This window comes from Streptomyces sp. NPDC091279 (assembly GCF_044757465.1).
Lineage (GTDB): Bacteria > Actinomycetota > Actinomycetes > Streptomycetales > Streptomycetaceae > Streptomyces.
On record NZ_JBIVVA010000015.1, the window covers coordinates 107,988 to 127,174 of the forward strand.

Sequence of the window (19,187 nt, forward strand, 5' to 3'; positions counted from 1 at the left end):
CAAAGGAACGAACAAACCCACCAGGGGCGCGGGGCCGTATCGATGTGCGGCTCCGCCGCGTGGGCGCGACAAGCCCCCACCGGGCAGCGTTTTCCATACAACGGAAATCAGTGGTTTTGCTTCCAGTCGGCCTGAGCCTCATTCAACTGCTCGGCCAGCAGGTCCAGGAACGCCTTCGCGGACATCTTCCCGAGCATCACCTTCTGAAGGTTCGGCTCGTTGTCAGCCTTGGAAATGGTGTTCCAGTCGGGCAGATAATACGGCAGCTGCACGATCTTCGTACCCGCCCCGTTCAACGCGGCAGCGGCCAGCTTCGTCGGCTCGGCCGCCTGCACCCACGCGTCCTTCTGCGCCTCGGTGTTGGCGGGAATCTGCCCGGCCGCCTTGTTGAACTTGGAGTTCTCGGCGTGCGAGACGGCGAACTCCACGAACTTCCAGGCCGCCGCCTTGTTCTTGCTGGACTTGAAGACGCTCATCCCGTCGACCGGGTTGGAGACCTGCACCCGGGTGCCGTCGGCCAGGGTCGGATTGGGAAGTCCGCGGAACTTCTTCGGGCCCAGCGCTTTCAGGTGGTCCTGATAGGAACCGAGGTTGTGGCTGAGCATGCCGATGGTGCCGCTGTCCCACTGCGCGACCATCTTGGTGAAGTCGTTGTTGACGTCGGCGGACGGGGTGTCCTTCTTGTAGAGGGAGAGGAACTTCTCCAGTCCGGCGACGACTTTCGGGTCGTTCACCGTGGTTTTGTCGCCCTTCCAGAACGACGTGACGCCCGCCTGTCCGTAGGCCGCGTCCAGCGCCGGTGCGATGGACCCCTCGCCGCCCCGGGTGGTGAATCCGAACCGGTTCCTGCTCCGGTCGGTGAGCTTGTCCGCCGCCTCGTAAAACTTCTCCCAGGTGGTGGGGGCGTCCAGACCGGCCTGCTCGAACAGGTCGGTGCGGTACCACAGGGTGCCGTTGTTGGAGGAGGTCGGGATCTGGTACAGCTCCTTGCCGCCGCCCGCCGCCCGGCTGCTCTCCAGCAGGTTCTCGCTCAACCTGCCCTTCAGCGCGCTCTTCTCCAGCCGCCCGTCCAGCGGTTCGAGGGCGCCCTGCACGGCCACCTCGGCGAGCATCGCGGTGCCCACCCCGCCGACGTCGGGCAGGCCGCCGCCCTGGATGGCGGTGTCGTACTTGGACTGGGCGCTGGCGGCGGGAATCCCCACGTAGGTGACCTTGATGTCGGGGTTGGCCCGCTCGAAGTCGTCGATGACCTCCTTCCAGATGTCGGTGCGGACACCGCCGTTGTTGTCCCAGAAGGTGATCTCGCCCTTGCCCGAACCCTCGGCGCCCTTGTCGCCCGCCGCGCCGCTGCCGTCGTCACCGCAGGCGGTGGCGGTCAGGGCGAGCACGGACCCGAGGGCGACGGCGACGGCCGCGCGTCTGCTTCTGAGCATGCTGATCTTCATGGTCGGCTCTCTTCTTCTGGTTCCAAGGCAGCTGGCGGAGCGGGGGGTTGGGCGTGCGGTCGGGCCCGGTGACTACCGGGAGTCGATCCTGAAGCGGGTAAAGGTTGCCGTGCCGGCGTCCGGTCTGCTCGGCGAAGCGGTGGACGACCTGTGCGGTGCCGTCCGGGGCGCGCTTGAGCCCGATCCAGCCGAACGCGTCGCCGAGGACGGCGAGTCCGGCGCGGCTGCCGTGCGCCTCGGCCTCGCCCTCGGTCCGCGCGGTGAACACCCGGGGTGCGGCGGTGACGTTGGTGAGGCCCGCGACCCGCAGGACCAGGCTGTCGTCAGGGGGCATCAGGTGCTCACCTCTTTGGGGAGCGCCCAGGCGGCGCCCAGCTCGGAGTAGAGGGAGAGGGTGTCGGCGCAGGCCTCGACCAGGGCGTCGATCCCGGCCACCACCCGGCGCTGCTCCTCCGCGTCGAAGTGCCAGGCGTCCGACGGGAGTTGGGCCGGGTCGTCGGCCACCCTGATGGCCTCGACGACCTTCATGAAGGCGCCGGTCGCCGCCGGTTCGACAAGCAGGTCGGTGCCCTCGGTGAGGTGGCCGACGAGGTTCTCCAGCAGGTCGGTGCGGTCGTGGGCGGATTCCTCGGGGCCGTGCCCGGCGCGCTGGAGCAGCACCCGGTCCTGCTTGTACCAGTAGGTGATGCGCCCGCTGTGCCCGTGCACCACGACATACGGCTCCCCCGGCTGTTCGGCGCACAGGGTGGCGGCGACCGTGACGGGGCCGTGCGGGGTGCTCACCCGCACGCAGGAGGTGTCGTCGGACTCGATGGCGTTGGCGCGCAGCAGTTCGGTCTCGATGCCGGTGACATCCTCGGCGCGGGTGGTGCCGAGGAGGGCGAGCCCGGTGGCGACGGCGTGGGCGAGGGGGTTGGTGAGGACGCCGTCGACCACGTCGACGCCGTTCAGGCGCCGCTTCCCGGCCCAGGGGGCCCGGCGGTAGTAGGACTCGGCGCGGGCCCAGGCACCGGCGCCGCCGACGCCGACCACCTCGCCGATCGCGCCCTCGGTGATCAGCCGCCGGATCGCGGGCACGGCGTGCGAGCCGAGGGACTGGAAGCCGATCTGGCAGGCCACGCCCGCCGCCGCGACCCCGTCGGCCATCCGCTCGAACTCCGCGTAGGACGGCGCGGGCGGCTTCTCCAGCAGGAGGTGCACGCCCCGTTCGGCGGCGGTCAGGGCGAGGTCGGTGTGGGTGGGGATGGGCGTGCAGATCACGGCGATCCGCGCGCCGGTGGCGTCCAGGAGGGCCCCGAAGTCGGCGGACTGCTCGGGAACGCCGATCCCGTCCGGGAGTTCGTCGGCGGTGAGCGGCGTCAGCTCACAGACCCCGGCGAGCCGCACGAGCCCCCGCTCCTGGAGCCGCCGGATGTTGTCGAGGTGCCAGCGCCCGTGCCCTCGGGCCCCGGCGAGTACTACGGGTACGGGGAGGGCGAGGGTGGGGGCAGGCGTGGGGGTGGGGGCAGGGGCAGGGGCGGTGTCGGGGGCGCCGGTCCCTAGGGGGGCGGCGTGGAGGGGTACGGGTACTACGGGGTCCGCGGGGAGGGCGCCGGGTGCTACGGGGGCTACGGGCGCTACGGGCTCGGTGTGGTCGGCGTTGCTGGTCATGTCGTTCTCCTGGGGCCCGGGGAAAGGGGCCGTCATCCTTTCACCGCCCCCGCGCTGAACCCTGTGATCAGCCACTTCTGGATGAAGGCGAAGACGATCACGACGGGCACGGCGGCGATGATGCCGCCCGCGGCCAGGGCGCCCAGGTCCACGCTGTCCGCGCTCATCAGGGTGTTGAGGCCGACCGGGATGGTCTGTTTGGCCTGGTCGGAGAGGAACATCAGGGCGAACAGGAAGTGGTTCCAGGCGTGCACGAAGGCGAAGGAGCCGACGGCGATCAGTCCGGGCCGCAGCAACGGCAGGACGACGATCCGGAAGGCGGTGAACCGGTTGCAGCCGTCGACCCAGGCGGCCTCCTCCAGGGAGTAGGGGACGTTCCGGATGAACCCGCTGATGAGGATCATCGACAGCGGCAACTGGAACACCGTCTCGGCGATGACCACGCTGGCCAGCGAGTTGATCATCCGCAGCTGGGCGAAGATCTCGAAGAGCGGCACCAGGAGCAGCGCACCGGGCACGAACTGCGTGCACAGCAGGGCCAGCATGAAGCCCCGCTTGATCCGGAAGTCGAACCGGGCCAGCGCGTAGCCGCCGGCCAGCGCGACGCCGGTGGTCAGCACCAGGGTGGCCACGCCGACCAGGACGCTGTTCTGGAAGTAGACGCCGAAGGAACGTTCGTTCCAGACCTTCCCGAAGTGCTCGAACGTCATCGGCCAGGGCACCAGCGAGGTGGAGCCCGCGGGGCGGAGCGCGAACAGCAGAATCCAGTAGAACGGGACCAGGGTGAAGACCAGGTAGATCGAGAGCGGCAGATAGATCTGCCAGCGCGGGGCCTCGTCCCAGGGGCGGCGGCGGCCGGTCGGGCGCGCGGGGTCGGGGTCGGCCCTGACGGGGGCGGGGGCCACCGCGCGGCGGGCCTCTTCGGTGATCACTTGTTCTCGCCTCCGAACTTGCTCAGCCGCAGATAGACGATCGAGCAGAAGAGCAGGATCACGAACGCGACGGTGGTGAGGGCCGACGCGTAGCCGAAGTTGTGGGCGTCCACGCTGGTGTTGGCGATGTACAGCGGCAGCGTCGTCGTCTCCCCCGCGGGTCCGCCGCCGGTGAGGGTGTAGAGCAGGTCGACGTTGTTGAACTCCCACACCGCGCGCAGCAACGTCGACAGCACGATGGCGTCCTTCAGGTGCGGCAGCGTGATGTGGAAGAACTGCTTCAGGCGCCCGGCCCCGTCGACCTCGGCGGCCTCGTACAGGTCCTTGGAGACGGACTGGAGGTCGGCCAGGATGAGGATCGCGAAGAACGGCACCCCGCGCCACAGGTCGGCGACGATCGCCGCGGGGAACACGGTCGCGGTGTCCGACAGCCAGCTGGTGCCGTAGGTGCCGATGCCCGCGTCGGCGAGGTAACGGGTGATGCCTGTCTGGGAGTTGTAGAGGAGCACCCAGATCGCGGAGGTGAGGACGCCGGAGACGGCCCACGGGGAGAAGACCAGGGCGCGGCCGATCGAGCGGCCCACGAAGGTCTGGTTGACGATGAGCGCGAGGGCGAGTCCGAAGAGCAGTTGCAGGGTGACCTCGACGACGACCCACTGGGCGCTGAAGGTGAGGGTGCCCCAGAACTGCGGGTCGGCGGTGAAGGCGTGGACGAAGTTGTCGAGGCCCGCGAAGCCGTTGCGCCAGGGTTTGGTGGGGTTGTAGTTCTGCAAGCTGTAGTAGAAGACGCTGATGACCGGGTAGGCGATGAAGCCGAGCATCAGCAGGGCGGCCGGCGCGATCAACAGGTAGGGAAGCCTGCGCGGGGTGGCGGAGGCACGGCGTCGCCGGGGCGGCGCGGGCGGTTTCGCCACGGCTGCGGCTTGGGCCATGACTTCTCTCCGTTCTGGTACGACCTGCGGGCCGGTGCGGGTGAAGCGCTCTCTCCGGGAACGGCGTCGAGGGCGGTCGGGGCGCGGCGGCTCAGCCCGCGTAGGGGTCGGCGACCTTGCCGGGACGGGACAGGAACGCGAAGTCGCAGCCGGTGTCGGCCTGCGTGATCTGCTCGTTGTAGAGGGCGCCGTAGCCGCGTTCGTACCGGGCGGGCGGCGGGGTCCAGGCGGCCCTGCGGCGCGCCAACTCCTCGTCGTCCACGTGGAGATGGAGGGCGCGGGCCTCGACGTCGAGGGTGATGGGGTCGCCGGTGCGGACCAGCGCGAGGGGGCCGCCGATGTACGACTCGGGGGCCACGTGCAGCACGCAGGCGCCGTAACTCGTGCCGCTCATGCGGGCGTCGGAGATCCGGACCATGTCGCGCACGCCCTGCTTGAGCAGGTGGTCGGGGATCGGGAGCATGCCGTACTCGGGCATGCCGGGTCCGCCCTTGGGCCCGGCGTTGCGCAGCACCAGCACACTGTCGGCGGTGATGCCCAACTCGGGGTCGTTGATGGTGCGTTGCATGGCCTGGTAGTCGTCGAAGACGACCGCGGGGCCGGTGTGCCTGAGCAGGTGGGGTGCGGCGGCGATGTGCTTGATGACGGCGCCGTCCGGGCAGAGGTTGCCGCGCAGCACCGCGACCCCGCCCTCGGCGGCGACCGGGTCGGTGCGGGTGCGGATGACGTCGTCGTTGTGGACCTGGGCGCCGGCGAGCTGTTCGCGCAGGGTGTCGTGGGAGACGGTCGGCCGGTCGAGGTGGAGCAGGTCGGTGACGCGGGAGAGGAACCCGGGCAGGCCGCCGGCGAAGTGGAAGTCCTCCATGAGGTAAGTACGGCCGCCGGGGCGGACGTTGGCGAGGACCGGAACGGTGCGGGCGATGCGGTCGAAGTCGTCGAGGGTGAGCCGGACGCCGGCCCGGCCCGCCATCGCGATCAGATGGATCACGGCGTTGGTGGAGCCGCCGAGCCCGAGGACGGTCAACACCGCGTCGGCGAAGGCCTCCTGGGTGAGGATGTCGCTCAACTTCCGGTCCCGGTGGACCAGTTCGACGATCCGCATGCCGGACTGCGCGGCCATCCGGTCGTGCCCGGAGTCGACGGCCGGGATGCTGGAGGCGCCCGGCACGGTCACGCCGAGCGCCTCGGCGGCGGCGGTGAGCGTGGACGCGGTGCCCATCGTCATGCAGTGGCCGGGCGAGCGGGCGAGGCCGCTCTCCAGTTCGGTCATCTCGCAGTCGCCGATGAGTCCGGCCCGCTTGTCGTCCCAGTACTTCCACATGTCGGTGCCCGAGCCGAGGGTCTCGCCCCGCCAGTGGCCCGGCAGCATCGGACCGGCCGGCACGAACACCGTCGGCAGGTCGACGGTGGCCGCGCCCATCAGCAGCGCGGGCGTCGACTTGTCGCAGCCGCCGAGCAGCACCGCGCCGTCGACCGGGTAGGAGCGCAGCAGCTCCTCCGTCTCCATGGCGAGGAGGTTGCGGTAGAGCATCGGGGTCGGCTTCTGGAACGTCTCGCTGAGGGTGGCGACCGGGAACTCCAGCGGGAACCCGCCGGCCTGCCACACCCCGCGCTTGACCGCCTGGGCCCGGTCCCGCAGATGGACGTGGCAGGGGTTGATGTCGGACCAGGTGTTGAGGATCGCGACGACCGGCTTGCCGAGGTGCTCCTCGGGGAGGTAGCCGAGCTGGCGGGTGCGGGCGCGGTGGCTGAACGAGCGGAGCCCGTCGGTGCCGTACCACTGGTGGCTTCTGAACTGCTCCGGTGTCCTGCGGGGCGCGTTCACACCGACCATCCGGCGGCTATCGCGGCGACCTCGGCGCGCTCCTCGGGCGGCAGCGGCCTGCTGGGCGGCCGGACGTCGCGGCGGCACAGGCCGAGGGAGGCGAGGGCCTCCTTGACGACGGTGACGTTGTTGGCGGAGCTGGAGTCCGCGCGCAGTTCCTCGAACCGGCGGATCTGCTCCCAGACCTTCATCGCGGCCGGGTAGTCCCCCGCGCGCAGCGCCTCGATCATCTGGAGGGAGACCGCGGGGGCGACGTTGACCAGGCCTGATGTGAAGCCGGTGGCGCCGGCGGAGAAGTAGGAGGGGGCGTACGGCTCGGCGAGCCCGGCGACCCACACGAACCGGTCGAGGCCCGCGTCCCGGGCGAACGCGGCGAACTTCGCGGCGTCCGGGACGGCGTACTTCACGCCGATGACGTTCGGGCAGGCGTCGGCGAGTTCGGCGAGCCGGGCACCGGCGATCTGCGGGTTGCGGAGGTAGGGGACCACCCCTAAGCCGGGCACCGCCTCGGCGATGGCCCGGTGGTAGTCCACCCAGCCCCCCTGGGAGACGTAGGGGTGTACGGGCTGGTGGACCATGACCATGGCGGCGCCCCGCTCCCCCGCGTGCCGGGCGGAGGCGATGGCGGTGGGCACGTCATGGCCGACGCCGACCAGGATCACGGCGCGGTCGCCGGCCTCGTCGATCGTCAACTCGGTGACCAGGTGCCGTTCTTGAGGGGAGAGCGCGTAGAACTCGCCGGTGTTGCCGTTGGGGGTGAGGGTGGTGATGCCGCCGTCGAGCAGGCGGCGCAGCAGGGCCCGGTGGGCGTCCTGGTCGACGGTGCCGTCGGCCGCGAAGGGGGTCACCGGGATCGCCACCACGTCGGCCAGCGCGGCCCGTTGGGTCTCGAAGGTCGCGCCGCTCATGCCTGGGCCTCCCTGGCCGTGTCGGTGTCGGTGTCGGTGTCCGTGGCCGTGTCGTGTCGGGGGTACGCGCGCTCCACGAAGGAGCCGATGTGGGCGTGCAGGGCGGCGGACGCGCCGTCGGCGTCACCGGCGAGCGCGAGCCGCAGGATCTCCCGGTGCTCGCCCGCCTCCCGCTCCCACGAGGGGGAGGAGGCCCAGGCGACGGCGGAGACGAGGGCGGCCTGGTCGCGGACCTCGTCGAGCATCCGGCCGAGCAGCGGGTTGCCGCACGGCAGGTAGAGGGCGCGGTGGAACTCCCGGTTGGCCAGGGACCGTTCGGCGGTGTCGGTGGCCTCGTCGGCCCGGGTGAGCGCGGCGCGGGCGGCGTCCAGGGAGGCTCCCCGGCGCACGGCCCGGCGCAGCGCCTCGGGCTCCAGCAGGAGGCGTACGTCGTAGACCTCGCGTGCCATGTCCGCGTCCACCATGCGCACGGTGACGCCCTTGTACTGGCTCATCACCACGAGTCCGGTCCCGGCCAGCGTCTTCAGCGCCTCGCGCACCGGGGTCTTGGACACCCCGAACCGCGCGGCGAGTTCGGTCTCGACCAGCGCCTGTCCCGGCGTCAACTGGCCGGTGAGGATGCGGCGTTTGATCTCCTCCTGCACATACTGCGTGCGGGAGGGGATCGGCGTGGGCACAGAGGTCATGCGCGCCTCTCGGAAGTCGCGGACTCAGATGCGGACTCGGATGCGGACTCGGATGCCGATATCGCGTATCTGATCTCGCGTATCTGATCTCGCGTATCGCGTCTCATATATGACGTACGAAGTACGACGCGATGAACGTAGGAGGGGGCGCGTGTTTCGTCAATGCTTCTGACTGATATCCGTGGGCGGATTAGGGGTTCACGGGGTGGGGGTCCCGTACGGGTCGCGGCCGCTGAGGCCGAGTGCGCGGTCCAGCAGCGGGGCGTCGGCGGGGACCGGGACCACGGGCCCGAACAGGCCACCACCTCGGTCGACGGCGACGGCCAACTCGTCGAGCGCCAGGGGCAGTCGGGCACGCCAGCCGGGTTCCAGGGCGGGCACGGAGTCGGCGGGGCTGGTGTCGGTGGTGGGCCCGAGGCCTTGCGGGCGGCGTCCCGGAAGGCGACGGCGAGCCCGGCCAGACGCCCGAGGAGATGCCGCAGGGCACGGTCCGGGAGCGGCGTCGGCGTCCCCTAGGGGACGCTTTCAGGACGTAGGGGGACGCTTTCAGGACGCCGGATCTTTTCCGGTCACCTTTCCCGGACTCCGGTATTCCGGATTCCGCCTCCGCCCTCAGCTCCCGGACGCCGAATGCCGCTGCGTTCTCCGCCGCGTTCTCCGCTCCGTTCTTCGCTGCGTTTCCCGCGCCCGGACGCCATTCCGGTTGACGGTTCTGAAGGGGGGACCGGAGACAGCTCGGAAATTCATCGCCGGTCCGCCCTCAGCCTCGGGCGACCGTCACGGCCTCGCCCGTCGTCGCAGCTCACCCGGGTTCCGTCCGACGGCACAACGACACAGCGCACGCACCGGTCCGCAGCTCACGCGCCCCCGCGAGGAGGCACCGGCAGAGGCAGTGATCGCGTTCCCCTTGAGGCAGCGCACGACGCCCTCACCGCCCCGCCAACGCCCCCCGTACCGTCTCCAGGTCCGCGTCCGACGCCAACCCGGCGTGATACAGCCGCACTTCGGTGGCGCCGAGCCGCCGCGCCTCGGTCAGGTGTGCCGCGAGGCCGCCCGGGTCGCCGCCCATGCCGGAGACGATCGGAAAGTTGGCGGCGATGACGGCGCCGTTTCGGCCCTGTTCGGCGAACGGGGTGAGCAGGGCGGGGCCGTCGGCACAGGGGACGACCACGCCGTCCGCGACGGAGAGGACGTGCGCGGGGTCGACACCCGGGTTGGCGCCGACGTGGAAGGGCACCGGGTCGGCGTGCAGCAGGACCTGGAAGCCGGTCGGTGCTGCCGCGCGGACGGCCGCGACCGCCGCCTCCTGGAGGGTGCGGGCGACCTCGTCGCGCCAGGCGCGGGTGGCCGCCGCCGTCGTTTCCCCGAGCAGCTTCTCGACGCCCGGCCAGCCCTCGACGGCGTCCGGCGCGCCCTGCCACAGGGGTTCCAGGGCGGTGCGCACTCCGGCCGCCAACGCGTCGGCGTCCAGGCCCTGTTCGCCGTATCCGGTGCGGCAGACCGGGCAGAAGCAGAGCGCCATCAGGTACTGGGCGGCCTCACCGAGGGAAACGCCGCCGGTCTTGTCGTGGGCGTGCAGATGGGCGAGGCCGTACCAGCCGAGGGACTCCAGTTCGGTGCCGCGCGCGCCGGGGCGGGTCGCGGCCTCGGCGGCCAGCTCCACCAGATAGGCCCGGGTGGCGGGTTGGGCGATGCAGGGGGCCCACGGGTAGCGGTCGCCGTAGGCGTTGACGAGGCAGGTGCCCGGATGGTCGGCGCCCAGACGGGAGTTGTGCGCGAGGACGACCCAGGTGTGGACCTCCAGACCGGCTGCGGTGAGCGCGGCCGCCGCCTCGCCGTAGGCGTCGCCCGGGGCCCAGTCGCCGGCCGGGCAGGGGCTCAACTCCCGCCCGTTCCAACGGTCGTCGGGCGGATACAGCACGGCCGCGTGCTCGGCGGTGACGATGCGGTGGCGCGGGTGGCGGGGGGTGAGGGCGCGGGTGGAGTGGTAGGCGGCGGCCAGCGTCACCTGGTCCACGCCGAGTGCGGCGATCCGGGCGGGCGCGGCGGGGTCGCCGTTGATGTCCCAGGGGTAGACGAAGGTCGAGGCTTTCACCGGTCCTCCTCCAGCAGCGCGTGGCCGCGTTCGATCAGCAGGGCGAGCTGCCGGACATGATCCTCGGTCGGCTCGTGCAGCGGCGGCCTGACCTCCCCCACGTCGAGCCCGGTCATCCGCACCCCGGCCTTGACCAGGGAGACGGCGTACCCGCGGCCCTGGGCGCGCAGTTCGACGAACGGCCGGTAGAAGCCGTCGAGCAGGCGGTGGGCGGTGGTGTCGTCGCCGGTGGCGAGGGCGCGGTGGAAGGCGAGGGCGAGGTCGGGCAGGAAGCAGAAGACGGCGGAGGAGTAGAGCGTGATGCCGATGCCCCGGTAGGCCAGCTGGGTCTGCTCGGCGGTGGGCAGGCCGTTGAAGTAGAGGAACCCACCCGGGACTTCGGTGCGGACGGCGCTGACGACGCGCTGCATGAGGTCGAGGTCGCCGACGCCGTCCTTGAAGCCGATGACGCCGTCGGTGCGGGCGAGGGCGACGACGGTGTCCGGGGTGAAGACGGCGTTGTCGCGCTGGTAGACGATGACGGGCAGGTCGGTCGCGGCGGCGATCTCCCGGTAGTGCCGCAGCAGCCCCTCCTGTCCCGCGACCACCAGGTAGGGCGGCAGGGCGAGCAGTCCGTCGGCGCCCGCGGCCTCGGCGAGCCGGGCGTAGCGGACGGCGAGCGCGGTCCCGTACCCGGCGCCGGCCACCACCGGCACCCGCCCGTCGACGGCCTCGACGGCGGCCCGCACGCAGCTCGCGAACTCCTCGGGCGTGAGCGCGTGGAACTCGCCGGTGCCGCAGCAGGCGAAGACGGCGGCGGCACCGGCCTCGACGCCGCGTCGCACGTGCGTGCGGTAGACGTCGAGATCGAGGGAGCCGTCGGCCCGGTAGGCGGTGACGGGGAAGAACAGCGGCCCGCTGGGGATGCTGAGCCGGGCGGCGAGAGGGGCAGGCGTCACGGACTCTCCCTGGAGGCAGGCGCATACGGTCCACGGTCAGGCGCGTACGTCCCGACGCGGGCACGTACGTTCTTCTGATCGATGTCCATATTCATGAACGTCGTCACCCTATGAAGGCGACTCCCGGCCGGTCAAGCGCGCACCGAGGCCGAACATCGGCCAATCACCAGCGGAAACGGCGTGGATGCGCGGGCTCCCCGCCACCCTTGACGAGGCCCACCACCCCTCCCTAGCGTGTCCACGCATGTGAACACCCCTCCCCCCTGACGTCACCCGCGCGTGACGTCGGGAGCACGTAGCGCCCCCCATCTGTACAGAGGAGACCCGCGGATGCCCGCACCCCGTACCGTCCTGCTCACCGGCGCCGCCGGCGGGCTCGGCACCCTGATGCGGGAACTGCTCCCGGCCCACGGCTACCAGCTGCGCCTGTTCGACCTGCTGCCCGTCGAGGGCGCCCCGGACGCGATCACCGCGGACCTGGCGGACCGGGCGGCGGTGCGGGAGGCCGTGCGGGGCGTCGACGCGATCATCCATCTCGCGGGCATCTCCCTGGAGTCGTCGTTCGAGAAGATCATGCGGGCGAACATCGAGGGCACGTACCACCTCTATGAGGCCGCGCGTGAGGAGGGCGTCGGGCGGATCGTGTTCGCCTCCTCCAACCACGCCGTGGGCTTCACGCCACGCCCCGAGGGCGACGACCCGCTCATCCCGGTCGACACCCCGCGCCGCCCGGACACCTTCTACGGCCTGTCCAAGTCGTTCGGCGAGGACCTGGCCCAGCTGTACTGGGACAGGCACGGCCTGGAGACGGTGTCGGTGCGCATCGGCTCCTGCTTCCCTGAGCCCACCAGCGTGCGGATGCTGTCGCTGTGGATGAGCCCCGCCGACGGCGCCCGCCTCTTCCACGCGGCGCTGACCGCCGAGCGGGTCGGCCACACCGTCGTCTACGGGTCGTCCGCCAACACCCGGCTGTGGTGGGACCTGTCCAGCGCGCGGGCGCTCGGCTACGACCCGCAGGACGACTCCGAGCCGTACGCGCCGAAACTGATCGCTGAGCAGGGTGAGCTGAATCCGGACAACGCCGGACATGCCTGCCTCGGCGGCCACTTCGTCAACGACCCACCGATCTGGCCGTACTGATCCTTCCGCACGGACGGTCCACCCCGGGGCGGGCAGCGAACGGGCCCGCCCTCGCCGCGTCCGGGCACCGCCCGTGCCCGCTCCCACGTCCCGCACAGCTGACGCGCAGGTCCGCACGGTGGCCCCGCGCCGTGAAACGGGCCCACCCGGGCAGCATCGGGCGTGCGACAGACCTGGTCAGTGCCGCACCGCCGCTGTAGAACTTCCCCCATGGGTCCCACCGGGCCCGAACGGGCAGGTTCTGCGGGCGGAGAGGCGGTTGTCAGCCATGGACGCGAGAACGGCGGAGGAACGCCAGCGCGAGATCGTGCGGGTCGCCCGGGCCACCGGCTCGGTCGACGTCACCGCGCTCGCCGACCGTCTCGGCGTCGCCAAGGAGACCGTACGACGGGATCTGCGCGCCCTGGAGGACCACGGTCTGGTCCGCCGCACCCACGGCGGCGCCTACCCCGTGGAGAGCGCCGGTTTCGAGACGACGCTCGCCTACCGCGCCACCAGTCACGTCCCCGAGAAACGCCGGATCGCCGTCGCCGCGGCCGAGCTGCTCGGGGACGCCGAGACGGTCTTCGTCGACGAGGGCTTCACCCCGCAGCTCATCGCCGAGGCCCTGCCCCGGGACCGGCCGCTGACCGTGGTCACCGCGTCCCTCCCGGTCGCGGGCGCCCTCGTCGAGGCCGAGGCGGTCTCGGTGCTGCTGCTCGGCGGCCGGGTCCGCCCCGGCACGCTGGCCACCGTCGACCACTGGACCACCAAGATGCTGGCCGGTTTCGTCGTCGACCTCGCCTTCATCGGCGCCAACGGCATCTCCCGCGAACACGGTCTGACCACGCCGGACCCCGCTGTCGGCGAGGTCAAGGCGCAGGCCGTCCGGGCCGCCAGGCGCACGGTGTTCGCGGGCGTTCACACCAAGTTCGGCGCGGTCAGCTTCTGCCGGTTCGCGGAGGTCGGCACGCTGGAGGCGATCGTCACCAGCACCCAGCTGCCGTCGGCGGAGGCCCACCGTTACTCGCTGCTCGGCCCGCAGATCATCCGCGTCTGAAAACGTTCGCCGGCCCTCCCCACCGGGGCACCCGCACCCCAGGAACCGCCCCGCGCTGCCCACGAACGCCCATGAAGTGCCGTTATCCACCCATATATTCAGGAGCGATCCATGCGCACCCCGAGCCGACGGAGGCCGCGAGCCACGCTCGCCATGGCCGCCGTAGGGACGCTGCTCGCCCCGCTGCTCTCCGGCTGTTGGGTCGGAGCGGGCGGGTCAGGTTCCGGCGGTGATTCCGTCAACATCCTGATGGTCAACAACCCCCAGATGGTGGAGTTGCAGAAACTCACCGCCGCCCACTTCACCCGAGAGACCGGCATCAAGGTCAACTTCACGGTGCTGCCGGAGAACGACGTCCGCGACAAGATCAGCCAGGACTTCGCCAACCAGGCCGGCCAGTACGACGTGGCGACCCTCAGCAACTACGAGATCCCGATCTACGCCCGCAACGGCTGGCTCCAGGACATGAACGGCTCTGTGGCCAACGACCCCGGCTACGACGAGAAGGACATCCTGGGACCGATGCGCGAGTCCCTGACCGGCGACGACGGCAAGCTCTACGGCCAGCCCTTCTACGGCGAGTCGTCGTTCCTGATGTACCGCAAGGACGTGTTCGAGGACCAGGGCCTGACCATGCCGGCCCATCCCACCTGGACGCAGATCGCCGACCTCGCCGCCCGGGTCGACGGCGCGCGACCCGGCATGAAGGGCATCTGCCTGCGCGGGCTGCCCGGTTGGGGCGAGCTGATGGCGCCGCTCACCACCGTCGTCAACACCTTCGGCGGCACCTGGTTCGACAAGGACTGGAAGGCCCGCCTCGACTCCCCCGGCTTCGAGAAGGCGACGAAGTTCTATGTCGACCTGGTCCGCAAGCACGGTGAGTCCGGCGCCGCCCAGTCCGGTTTCGCCGAGTGCCTGAACAACCTCACCCAGGGCAAGGTCGCCATGTGGTACGACGCGACCAGCGCGGCCGGCTCCCTGGAGGCCGCGAACTCGCCGGTCAGGGGCAAGCTCGGGTACGCCCCGGCGCCGGTGGAGAAGACCAGCTCCTCCGGCTGGCTCTACACCTGGGCCTGGGGCATCCAGAAGGCGTCCCGCAACCCCGACAAGGCGTGGAAGTTCGTCTCCTGGGCGTCCAGCAAGGAGTACGAGGAGCTGGTCGGGAAAACCAGCGGCTGGGCCAACGTGCCGGCCGGCAAGCGCGCGTCGACCTACACCAACGCCGACTACCGCAAGTCCGCCGCGTCCTTCCAGGAGATGACGAAGGAGTCCATCGAGAGCGCCCGCCCGAACGACCCCGGCGTGCAGCCCCGGCCCGCGCCCGGCATCCAGTTCGTCGACATCCCCGAGTTCACCGACCTCGGCACCAAGGTCTCCCAGGAGATCAGCGCGGCCATCGCGGGACGCCAGTCCGTCGACTCCGCCCTGAAGAAGTCCCAGCAGCTCGCCGAGAAGATCTCCGAGGAGTACGAGGGACGATGACCGCGACAACGGCGGCCCCCACGGCCGCGCCCGAGGCACGCACGTTCCACCACCCCCCGGCCCGGCTGCGCGCCTGGGCCACCCGGGCCCCGCTGCTGCCCGCCCTGATCTTCATGATCGCGGTGACCCAGCTCCCCTTCGTGGCCACCCTGGTCATCTCGTTCTTCGACTGGAACGCCCTCTACCCGAAGGCCCGCCGCTTCACCGGGTTCGCCAACTACCAGCAGGTGCTGACCGATGCCGACCTGCGCCACTCGGTGTGGACGACGGTGCTGCTGACCGCCGCCGTGGTACTGGCCAGCCTGATCCTGGGCCTCGGGCTCGCGCTGCTGCTCGACCGCAGGTTCCGCGGCCGGGGCGTGGTCCGCACGCTGCTGATCGCGCCGTTCCTGGTGGTCCCGGTGGCGGCGGCGCTGCTGTGGAAGCACGTCCTCTACAACCCCGAATACGGCCTGTTCAACGGCCTGTTGCACTATGTGGGCGGCCCGCAGCCGGACTGGATCTCCAGCACCCCGCTGCTCGCCGTCGAGGCGTCGCTCGTCTGGCAGTGGACGCCGTTCATGATGCTGATCCTGCTGGCCGGGTTGCAGAGCCGGGACGGGCAGCAGATGGAGGCGGCCCGGGTGGACGGCGCGAGCGACTGGCAGATCTTCCGCCATCTCACGCTTCCGCATCTGCGTCGTTACCTCGAACTGGGCGCGCTGCTCGGTTCGATCTACATCGTGCAGAACTTCGACGCCGTCTTCACGATCACCTCGGGCGGCCTGGGCACCGCCAACCTGCCCTACACCGTCTACCAGAGCTTCTACCAGGCCCATGAGAACGGCCTCGCCTCGGCCGCCGGGGTGCTGGTGGTCATCGGCTCGATCATCATCGCGACCTTCGCCCTGCGCGTGGTGTCGTCCCTGTTCCGCGAGGAGGTGGGCCGCGCATGAGCGCGACGACAGCAACGGCCGTACGCCGCAGGGGCGTTGGCCTCGGTCTGCTGGCCTGGCTGGCGGGGATCGTCTTCGTCCTGCCCCTCGCCTGGATGGTGCTCACGTCCTTCCACTCCGAGGCCGACGCGGCGACCAACCCGCCGTCCTTCGGGGCCGCGCTGACCCTGGACGGCTACCGCGACTTCTTCGGCACGGGCGGCGGCGCGAGCCCCTGGCCGGCCCTGGTCAACTCGACGGTGGCGTCACTGACCTCGACGGTGTGCGTGCTGCTCCTCGCCCTGCCGGCGGCGTACGCGCTGTCGATCCGGCCGGTGAAGAAGTGGACCGACGTGCTGTTCTTCTTCCTGTCGACCAAGATGCTGCCGGTCGTCGCGGGCCTGCTGCCGATCTACCTGTTCGCCAAGAACACCGGCATGCTCGACACCATCTGGCTGCTGGTCATCCTCTACACGTCGATGAATCTGCCGATCGCGGTCTGGATGATGCAGTCGTTCCTGGCCGAGGTGCCGGTCGCGATCATCGAGGCCGCGCGCGTGGACGGGGCCCGGCTGCCGACGATCCTCGCGCGCGTGGTGGCGCCGATCGCCCTGCCCGGCATCGCCGCCACCGCCCTGATCTGCTTCATCTTCAGCTGGAACGAGCTGTTGTTCGCACGCGTGCTGACGGGTGTGGTCGCCGAGACCGCCCCCGTCTTCCTGACCGGCTTCATCACCAGCCAGGGCCTGTTCCTGGCCAAGGTGTGCGCCGCGTCGCTCGTGATCTCCCTGCCGGTGCTCGCCGCGGGGTTCGCCGCCCAGGACAAACTGGTCCAGGGCCTGTCGCTTGGAGCCGTCAAATGAAGGCCGCCGTCATCGAGTCCGTGGGCCGTGCCGTCGTCACCGACGTCCCCGACCCGACGCCGGGCCCCCGCGAGGTCGTCGTCGAGGTCGCCGCGTGCGGCCTGTGCGGGACCGATCTGCACATCATGCAGGGCGAGTTCGCGCCGAAGCTGCCGATCGTGCCGGGTCACGAGTTCGCCGGGGAGGTGGTCGGGGTGGGGACCGGGGTCACCGAGGTCTCGGTCGGCGACCAGGTGGCCGTCGATCCGTCCCTGTACTGCTACGAGTGCCGGTTCTGCCGCGCGGGCCACAACAACCTCTGCGAACGGTGGGCCGCGATCGGCGTCACCACGGCGGGCGGCGCCGCCCAGTACGCCGTCGCGCCGGTCGCGAACTGCGTCAGGCTGCCCGAGCACATCCGCACCCAGGACGCGGCCCTGATCGAGCCCCTGTCCTGCGCGGTGCGCGGCTACGACGTCCTCAACTCCCGCCTCGGCGCCCACGTCCTGATCTACGGCTCGGGCACGATGGGCCTGATGATGCTGGAGCTGGCCAAGCGCACCGGCGCCGCCAGCGTCGACATCGTCGACCTCAACCCGGCGCGCCTTCAGACGGCTCAGCGCCTCGGTGTCTCCCAGTCCGCGGCGAACGCCGATGAGCTGGAGCGCCCCCAGGGCTGGGACGTGGTCGTCGACGCCACCGGCAACGCGGCGGCGATCCAGGACGGGCTGGGCCGGGTCGCGAAGGCGGGCACGTTCCTCCAGTTCGGGGTGGCCGACTACGCGACGCGCGTGACGATCGACCCGTACCGCATCTACAACCAGGAGATCACCATCACCGGTTCGATGGCGGTCCTGCACAGCTTCGAACGGGCGGCGGAACTCTTCGCGAACGGCGTCCTCGACCCGGACGTCTTCATCAGCGACCGCATCCCGCTGGAGAACTACCCGCAGGCGCTGGAGCAGTTCGCGGCGGGCAAGGGCCGGAAGATCGTGGTGGTCCCATAGGGCCGCGACCCCTCCCTCTCACCCGAGTGGATGTTCGATCCCAGGTAAGGGAACGGCAAAGTGATGTCGTTCGTTCCCTGTGCATGACCGCTATGACCCCCGGCTCGAACATCCCTCTCTCCACCGCGCGCGTGGCGGTGGACGTCGCCGCCCCCGTGCGGCTCGACGTGTCGGGCCTGCTGCTCACCGCCGACGGCAAGGTGCGCTCCGACGACGACTTCATCTTCTACAACCAGCCGTCCGGCCCGGGCGTGACCTACCGCTCGGGCGGCGGCACGGCGCCGGACGCGATCGTCGTGGACACCTCCGCGGTGCCGCCCGGCATCGAGAAGATCGTCGTCACCGCGAGCCCGGACGCGTCCGGCCAGACCTTCCAGGGCATCGAGCCGACGGCGACGATCCGCGGCGCCGACGACCACAGCGTCCTGGCCACCTTCACGCCCCCGCGGCTCGGCGCCGAGACGGCCCTCGTGATCGTGGAGATCTACTTGCGCAACGGCGCCTGGAAGGCCCGCGCGGTGGGCCAGGGCTACGCCAACGGCCTGGCGGGCATCGCCACCGACTTCGGCGTGACGGTGGAGGAACCCACCCCGACGCCGACGCCGACCCTCACCCCGGCCCCGCAGGTCACGGCACCGCCGATGCCGCCGACCCCGCCCGCCGGGGCCCCCGCCGCCGCGCCGGGCAGCGGAAAGATCAACCTGGACAAGGGCCGCGTCAGCCTCCAGAAGAACCAGACGGTGTCCCTGGTCAAGGCGGGCCGGCCGCTGCTGTCCCGGGTCAAGATGGGCCTCGGCTGGGAGCCCGCGTACCGGGGCAAGGACATCGACCTGGACGCGTCGGTCATCGCCTACGGCCCGCAGCGCAACCACCTCGACAGCTGCTACTTCGGCAAGCTGACGATCCTCGGCGGCGCGATCAAGCACTCCGGCGACAACCTCACGGGCGAGGGCGGCGGTGACGACGAGGTGATCGTCGTCGACCTCGGCCGCATCCCGCAGGAGGCCACGGGCCTGGTCTTCACGGTGAACTCCTTCTCCGGCCAGAAGTTCACCGAGGTCGCCAAGGCCTACTGCCGCCTGGTCGACGCCGAGACCGACCAGGAACTCGTCCGCTTCGACCTGACCTCGACGGAATCCCAGACGGGCGTCCTGATGGCCAAACTCGTCCGCCAATATTCCGGCGAATGGGACATGACAGCCATCGGCGACTTCGTGAAGGCCCGCACAGTCCGCAACATGGTAAAGCCGGGAGCCCAGGCGCTGTAGACGCCGAGGCTCCGGGCAAGAGAAACGCAGGCCAGGTCCCGGGTCGGACCCCTCGCCCACCGCTCCACTCCCTCTGGGTACCGG

General features: G+C 70.8%; 17 protein-coding genes and 1 pseudogene. 7 read left to right on the top strand and 11 right to left on the bottom strand.

The window, feature by feature from the left end:
• Positions 1-107: 107 nt before the first annotated feature.
• From ACIQOU_RS31905 to ACIQOU_RS31955, 11 genes and pseudogenes are all read right to left on the bottom strand, one after another.
• A complete protein-coding gene (locus tag ACIQOU_RS31905) occupies positions 108-1,445 on the bottom strand; it encodes an ABC transporter substrate-binding protein (RefSeq protein ID WP_401542448.1) in 1,338 nt (445 codons plus the stop codon).
• On the bottom strand, positions 1,357-1,779 hold the full coding sequence (locus tag ACIQOU_RS31910) for a hypothetical protein (protein WP_401542451.1): 423 nt from the start codon (positions 1,777-1,779) through the stop codon (positions 1,357-1,359). Before ACIQOU_RS31910 ends, ACIQOU_RS31905 begins: the two co-directional genes overlap by 89 nt.
• Entirely contained in the window at positions 1,779-3,095 is a 1,317-nt protein-coding gene (locus tag ACIQOU_RS31915; RefSeq protein ID WP_401542454.1) for a Gfo/Idh/MocA family protein, read from the bottom strand. Before ACIQOU_RS31915 ends, ACIQOU_RS31910 begins: the two co-directional genes overlap by 1 nt.
• Positions 3,096-3,127: 32 nt before the next feature.
• Positions 3,128-4,027: a carbohydrate ABC transporter permease gene (locus ACIQOU_RS31920; RefSeq protein WP_401542457.1), complete on the bottom strand. Its 900-nt coding sequence runs from the start codon at positions 4,025-4,027 to the stop codon at positions 3,128-3,130.
• Complete coding sequence (locus ACIQOU_RS31925; RefSeq protein WP_401542459.1) at positions 4,024-4,959, bottom strand: carbohydrate ABC transporter permease; 936 nt, start codon at positions 4,957-4,959, stop codon at positions 4,024-4,026. Before ACIQOU_RS31925 ends, ACIQOU_RS31920 begins: the two co-directional genes overlap by 4 nt.
• A 91-nt stretch (positions 4,960-5,050) precedes the next feature.
• A complete protein-coding gene (gene araD, locus ACIQOU_RS31930; RefSeq protein ID WP_401542462.1) occupies positions 5,051-6,793 on the bottom strand; it encodes an L-arabinonate dehydratase in 1,743 nt (580 codons plus the stop codon).
• Positions 6,781-7,692, bottom strand: coding sequence for a dihydrodipicolinate synthase family protein (locus ACIQOU_RS31935; RefSeq protein ID WP_401542465.1), 912 nt, complete (start codon positions 7,690-7,692; stop codon positions 6,781-6,783). Before ACIQOU_RS31935 ends, araD begins: the two co-directional genes overlap by 13 nt.
• On the bottom strand, positions 7,689-8,378 hold the full coding sequence (locus tag ACIQOU_RS31940; protein WP_401542468.1) for a GntR family transcriptional regulator: 690 nt from the start codon (positions 8,376-8,378) through the stop codon (positions 7,689-7,691). Before ACIQOU_RS31940 ends, ACIQOU_RS31935 begins: the two co-directional genes overlap by 4 nt.
• 198 nt (positions 8,379-8,576) lie before the next feature.
• Positions 8,577-8,884: pseudogene (locus tag ACIQOU_RS31945) on the bottom strand (TIGR03086 family protein); the annotation flags it as partial.
• A 422-nt stretch (positions 8,885-9,306) separates the two neighbouring features.
• Positions 9,307-10,473, bottom strand: coding sequence for a hypothetical protein (locus ACIQOU_RS31950; protein WP_401542471.1), 1,167 nt, complete (start codon positions 10,471-10,473; stop codon positions 9,307-9,309).
• Positions 10,470-11,411 carry a 5-dehydro-4-deoxyglucarate dehydratase gene (locus tag ACIQOU_RS31955; RefSeq protein WP_401542473.1) on the bottom strand — a complete coding sequence of 314 codons (942 nt, stop codon included), beginning with the start codon at positions 11,409-11,411 and terminating at the stop codon, positions 10,470-10,472. Before ACIQOU_RS31955 ends, ACIQOU_RS31950 begins: the two co-directional genes overlap by 4 nt.
• A 330-nt stretch (positions 11,412-11,741) precedes the next feature.
• Here ACIQOU_RS31955 and ACIQOU_RS31960 point away from each other — a divergent pair, with 330 nt between their 5' ends.
• The 7 genes from ACIQOU_RS31960 to ACIQOU_RS31990 all read left to right on the top strand — a co-directional run bounded on the left by ACIQOU_RS31960 (position 11,742) and on the right by ACIQOU_RS31990 (position 19,103).
• A complete protein-coding gene (locus ACIQOU_RS31960) occupies positions 11,742-12,551 on the top strand; it encodes an NAD-dependent epimerase/dehydratase family protein (protein WP_401542476.1) in 810 nt (269 codons plus the stop codon).
• A 268-nt stretch (positions 12,552-12,819) separates the two neighbouring features.
• The gene (locus ACIQOU_RS31965) at positions 12,820-13,590 is read left to right on the top strand and encodes a DeoR/GlpR family DNA-binding transcription regulator (protein ID WP_401542478.1); all 771 of its coding nucleotides are present in this window, start codon (positions 12,820-12,822) and stop codon (positions 13,588-13,590) included.
• Positions 13,591-13,701: 111 nt separating this feature from the next.
• Positions 13,702-15,072 carry an ABC transporter substrate-binding protein gene (locus ACIQOU_RS31970; RefSeq protein ID WP_401542480.1) on the top strand — a complete coding sequence of 457 codons (1,371 nt, stop codon included), beginning with the start codon at positions 13,702-13,704 and terminating at the stop codon, positions 15,070-15,072.
• Positions 15,069-16,007, top strand: a complete 939-nt coding sequence (locus tag ACIQOU_RS31975; protein WP_401542483.1) for a carbohydrate ABC transporter permease — start codon at positions 15,069-15,071, stop codon at positions 16,005-16,007. The genes ACIQOU_RS31970 and ACIQOU_RS31975 overlap by 4 nt, the downstream gene beginning before the upstream one ends.
• The gene (locus tag ACIQOU_RS31980) at positions 16,004-16,849 is read left to right on the top strand and encodes a carbohydrate ABC transporter permease (RefSeq protein ID WP_401542486.1); all 846 of its coding nucleotides are present in this window, start codon (positions 16,004-16,006) and stop codon (positions 16,847-16,849) included. Before ACIQOU_RS31975 ends, ACIQOU_RS31980 begins: the two co-directional genes overlap by 4 nt.
• Positions 16,846-17,835: a zinc-dependent alcohol dehydrogenase family protein gene (locus tag ACIQOU_RS31985; protein ID WP_401542490.1), complete on the top strand. Its 990-nt coding sequence runs from the start codon at positions 16,846-16,848 to the stop codon at positions 17,833-17,835. The genes ACIQOU_RS31980 and ACIQOU_RS31985 overlap by 4 nt, the downstream gene beginning before the upstream one ends.
• 92 nt (positions 17,836-17,927) lie before the next feature.
• On the top strand, positions 17,928-19,103 hold the full coding sequence (locus tag ACIQOU_RS31990) for a TerD family protein (RefSeq protein WP_401542589.1): 1,176 nt from the start codon (positions 17,928-17,930) through the stop codon (positions 19,101-19,103).
• The last annotated feature ends 84 nt before the right edge of the window (positions 19,104-19,187 follow it).

What these genes read in the sequence shown, in the direction of transcription:
- ACIQOU_RS31910 (WP_401542451.1), bottom strand. Translation starts at nt 1,779, where the DNA reads ATGCCCCCTGACGACAGCCTGGTCCTGCGGGTCGCGGGCCTCACCAAC.
- ACIQOU_RS31975 (WP_401542483.1), top strand. Translation starts at nt 15,069, where the DNA reads ATGACCGCGACAACGGCGGCCCCCACGGCCGCGCCCGAGGCACGCACG.
- ACIQOU_RS31980 (WP_401542486.1), top strand. Translation starts at nt 16,004, where the DNA reads ATGAGCGCGACGACAGCAACGGCCGTACGCCGCAGGGGCGTTGGCCTC.
- ACIQOU_RS31970 (WP_401542480.1), top strand. Translation starts at nt 13,702, where the DNA reads ATGCGCACCCCGAGCCGACGGAGGCCGCGAGCCACGCTCGCCATGGCC.
- ACIQOU_RS31905 (WP_401542448.1), bottom strand. Translation starts at nt 1,445, where the DNA reads ATGAAGATCAGCATGCTCAGAAGCAGACGCGCGGCCGTCGCCGTCGCC.
- araD (WP_401542462.1), bottom strand. Translation starts at nt 6,793, where the DNA reads ATGGTCGGTGTGAACGCGCCCCGCAGGACACCGGAGCAGTTCAGAAGC.
- ACIQOU_RS31925 (WP_401542459.1), bottom strand. Translation starts at nt 4,959, where the DNA reads ATGGCCCAAGCCGCAGCCGTGGCGAAACCGCCCGCGCCGCCCCGGCGA.
- ACIQOU_RS31985 (WP_401542490.1), top strand. Translation starts at nt 16,846, where the DNA reads ATGAAGGCCGCCGTCATCGAGTCCGTGGGCCGTGCCGTCGTCACCGAC.
- ACIQOU_RS31935 (WP_401542465.1), bottom strand. Translation starts at nt 7,692, where the DNA reads ATGAGCGGCGCGACCTTCGAGACCCAACGGGCCGCGCTGGCCGACGTG.
- ACIQOU_RS31960 (WP_401542476.1), top strand. Translation starts at nt 11,742, where the DNA reads ATGCCCGCACCCCGTACCGTCCTGCTCACCGGCGCCGCCGGCGGGCTC.
- ACIQOU_RS31990 (WP_401542589.1), top strand. Translation starts at nt 17,928, where the DNA reads ATGACCCCCGGCTCGAACATCCCTCTCTCCACCGCGCGCGTGGCGGTG.
- ACIQOU_RS31965 (WP_401542478.1), top strand. Translation starts at nt 12,820, where the DNA reads ATGGACGCGAGAACGGCGGAGGAACGCCAGCGCGAGATCGTGCGGGTC.
- ACIQOU_RS31940 (WP_401542468.1), bottom strand. Translation starts at nt 8,378, where the DNA reads ATGACCTCTGTGCCCACGCCGATCCCCTCCCGCACGCAGTATGTGCAG.
- ACIQOU_RS31915 (WP_401542454.1), bottom strand. Translation starts at nt 3,095, where the DNA reads ATGACCAGCAACGCCGACCACACCGAGCCCGTAGCGCCCGTAGCCCCC.